Source organism: Anaerosphaera multitolerans (genome assembly GCF_004006535.1).
Lineage (GTDB): Bacteria > Bacillota > Clostridia > Tissierellales > Peptoniphilaceae > Anaerosphaera > Anaerosphaera multitolerans.
Window position 1 is genome coordinate 1 of sequence record NZ_RLIH01000034.1, and the last position, 3,815, is coordinate 3,815.

At 32.8% G+C, this 3,815-nt stretch carries 2 protein-coding genes and 1 pseudogene; 1 reads left to right on the forward strand and 2 read right to left on the reverse strand.

The annotated features are described in order from the left end of the window. Positions 1-3 precede the first annotated feature (3 nt). On the reverse strand, positions 4-1,575 hold the full coding sequence (gene murJ / locus EF514_RS10620; protein ID WP_127725427.1) for a murein biosynthesis integral membrane protein MurJ: 1,572 nt from the start codon (positions 1,573-1,575) through the stop codon (positions 4-6). 109 nt (positions 1,576-1,684) lie between these two features. Here murJ and EF514_RS10625 point away from each other — a divergent pair, with 109 nt between their 5' ends. Further along, positions 1,685-3,433 carry an ABC transporter ATP-binding protein gene (locus EF514_RS10625; protein ID WP_127725428.1) on the forward strand — a complete coding sequence of 583 codons (1,749 nt, stop codon included), beginning with the start codon at positions 1,685-1,687 and terminating at the stop codon, positions 3,431-3,433. 169 nt (positions 3,434-3,602) lie between these two features. On the opposite strand, the pseudogene EF514_RS10945 reads toward EF514_RS10625, so the two are convergent. Then, positions 3,603-3,815: pseudogene (locus tag EF514_RS10945) on the reverse strand (transposase); the annotation flags it as partial.

A 3,815-nucleotide genomic window follows, 5' to 3' on the forward strand; every position in this document is an offset into this window, starting at 1 on the left:
ATATTAATTTTTGTTAAGTCTTTTCTTTATCATTTTTACAATATCTCTTATTTCTCTAACCCCTAAGAGATATAAACATATGGCGTATACAAGGGCTGCTAATGATACTACAAATAAGAGAACAATCAATTTAATCAGTTTGATTGAAGCACCTGAAGTTACAAAAGGCAGTAATAAAGTTTCAATTGGGAAGTATAAAAAGGCTACTAATCCCATTACAGCTGAGGCCATAAGAGTTTTTATCAAAGCTCGTATATAGGACTTTGTACCTAAATTTCCTATTTTCTTTCTAAGTAGGACAAAGGAAATTAAAACGGCTATAGTGGTTGCAATACTCACTGATGCGGCAAGTCCTCTTGTGCCGAATCTATGAGCAACTAGCAAGTTAAGTCCTACATTTATCATTACATTAATCAATCCGACCCAAAAAGGCGTCTTCGTATCTGAAAGGGAATAGTAAACTCTATTAAGTACATTGCTTATAGACATGGAAATCAAAGCTATAGTATAAAATCTTAATGTGGCAGTTGTATCTATGGCATTTTGCAAAGTATATCTTCCGTGGAAAAATGCCAAGTCAACTATAGGTCTTGCCAATATAATCATCCCCACTGTAGCAGGTACTGTTAGAAATAAAACGGATTTTACTGAAGCGTTCATAACTTTCTTTCCCTGAACCATACCCTGCTCTGAGAAGGTTCGAGTCATAGTTGGAAATACTGTTGCTGTAATAGCGGTTATAAATATTCCAAGTATCATGGTATTTAATTTATTGGCGTTATTTAATATAGTAGTTGAGCCTTCAGCCATTCCCATGGCAAGTCGTTTATTTACGATTATATTAATATCATTTACAGCAGTACTAATAAGGACAGGTGCGGCAAGCATAAGTGATTCCACAACGTACTTATCCTTAAAATCAAGTACGGCTTGAGGTTTGTAGCCCGATTTAAAGGCGCTTGGAAGCAAAAATAAAATTTGCATAAATACTCCCAGTACAGAAGCGATAGTAAGACCGTGTATTCCTGCATGTGAAGTAAATAAAGTCAAATATAAAATATATGTTAAATTAAGTGGAATGGCCACAGCTCCTGCAGCAGCAAATTTTCCACTGTATTGTAAGAAACCTGTAAATACTCCTACTATTGCTGAAAAAACTATAACGGGCATTCCAAGTTTAATAAGCTCCACAACTAAGTCAAAAGCTTCTGGCTTAGAAGGTGGTGAAAATAAAAAAGCAAGTGCTGGTGCTAAAGCAATACCCATTATCATTACCAATATGGATATAATAGTAGATATTGAAAGCATATTGTTTGTAAAGTGCAATTTTTGATTATGTCCCAGTTCGCTTTCAGCCTTTTGAAGTCCCGGTATAAAAGTTGTTGCAATTGATTGGGTGACTAGTGCGGAAATTATTCCTGTAGCTCCTAAAGCTGCATAAAATGCATCTGTCTGGAAAGTAGCACCGAATTTTGCAGCTATTAAACTTTCTCTAACAAGTCCAAATATTTTCCCTATTAAAGAAAATATAATAATTGCAAGAGTGGATTTGGCTAATCTTTTCGTAGTTTCCATAGTAACCTCCTAAGTTCATATAAAAGTATATTCTCTAGCTAATTTAAAGTCAATATAAGATAAGTTGAATAAAAAGTTACAATATAATAAAATTAATAGAGGTGATTAAATGAAAATATTAACTTCAATAAAAGTTGTACTGCCTTACTTTAAAAAATATAAAAATATTTTGTTTTTAGACCTGCTCTGTGCAGGGCTTACAACTGTTTCTGAAATGGTATTGCCTCTAATATTGAGATATTTATCAAATGTGGGGATGTACCATTTTAATGACTTAACATTAAGTTTGATTTTAAGGCTTGCATTTCTATTTATAATTTTAAAAATTATTGACTTGGTGGCAGGTTACTATATGACAAGTGTAGGTCATATTATGGGAGCAAAAATAGAAACGGATATGAGAGCTGATCTGTATTCTCATTTACAGACTATGAGTGATTCTTTCTACAATGAGACGAAAATTGGAGTTCTAATGAGTAGAATTACCAACGATCTTTTTGACATAACAGAATTCTCTCACCATGTGCCGGAAGAATATTTCATAGGTGGACTTAAAATATTAGTATCTCTATTTATACTTTTAAATATAAATGTAAAGATGACATTATTAATTTATTTAATGATTCCAATTATGATATTTTTTGCAAATAAATATCAGAGAAGAATGAAGAATGCTCAAAAGAAACAGAGAGTTCAAGTTGGTAACTTCAACTCCTCCATAGAAGATTCTCTACTTGGAGTAAGAGTTGTAAAGTCTTTTGCCAATGAGGATATTGAGCTTGAAAAATTTGAAGATCAAAATAATAAGTTTTTAGACATCAAAGAGGAATACTACAAGTCCATGGCCGGATTTAATACAGTTACAAAGCTTTTTGACGGCCTTATGTATTTAATTTTAATATTAACTGGCGGCTATTTTATGATGAAGAGAGAAATAGAAGCCGGGGATTTGTTGGCCTATGTAATGTATGTCACATCTCTTTTAAATACAGTAAAGAGAATTGTGGAATTTACTGAGCAGTTCCAAAAAGGTTTGACGGGAATTGAAAGATTTGAAGAGATAATGAATGAAAAATCAGATATTGTTGATTCTGAAAATGCTGTTGAAATCGGTAAGGTACAAGGGCAAATTGAATTTAAAGATGTGACTTTTAAATATGAAGTAGATACGGAAAATGTATTGGAGCACTTTAATTTAAAAATAAAACCGGGCGGAAATATAGCCTTAGTAGGTCCTTCAGGTGCGGGAAAGACTACAATATGTAACTTAATTCCAAGATTTTATGATGTAAATAACGGTGAAGTTTTAGTAGATGGTAAAAATGTAAAGGATATTAAGTTGAAATCTCTTAGAGATAATATTGGAATAGTTCAACAGGATGTATATCTTTTTTCGGGAACTGTTCTTGACAATATAAGGTACGGGAAACCCGGAGCTACAGATGAAGAAGTTTTAAGAGCTAGTGACCTAGCCGGTGCAACGGAATTTATAGAAAAGCTGCCTGAAAAGTTTAATACCTACGTAGGAGAAAGGGGATTAAAACTTTCAGGAGGTCAAAAACAGAGAATTTCCATAGCTAGAGTATTTTTAAAAAATCCTCCGATTTTAATATTAGATGAAGCTACTTCCGCTCTTGACAATAAGTCCGAGCAAATAGTGCAGGAGTCTTTAGAGGAATTAAGTAAGGGAAGAACTACTATTACTATAGCTCACAGGCTTACGACAGTACAAAATGCTGATGAGATAATTGTAATGGAAGATAGAAAGATAATAGAAAGAGGAAACCATGAGGAGTTAATGGATAAAAGAGGTCGTTACTATGATCTCTATACTAAGGGCGGTCTTCTTGCAGGATAAAAAAACAAACTACATCAGGTAGTTTGTTCAGATTGAAGACAAAAGGCATTTTAGATTTAATTTTTACTCTAAAATGCCTTTTGAAATTCAAAAATTGATAATTTTTCTTTAATTTTTGAAATAAAATATAAAAACAGGAATAGTCTTTATTCCCATTCCATATATGATTTGCTAATTTCTTTAAATTCATGCACCCAAATAAGAGGTATAGTTCATTTTTAACCCTTTCTAAACCTCTATGTAATGTATATCTCATACCATGTAGTTCCTTGGCATCTGCAAATATCCGCTCTATGGTTTCTTTCCTTCTCCCATATTTTTCCTTAAACCCTTTTGTATGTCTAATATCTTCACATTTTTCTATGTATCCCTCCCAAATGTG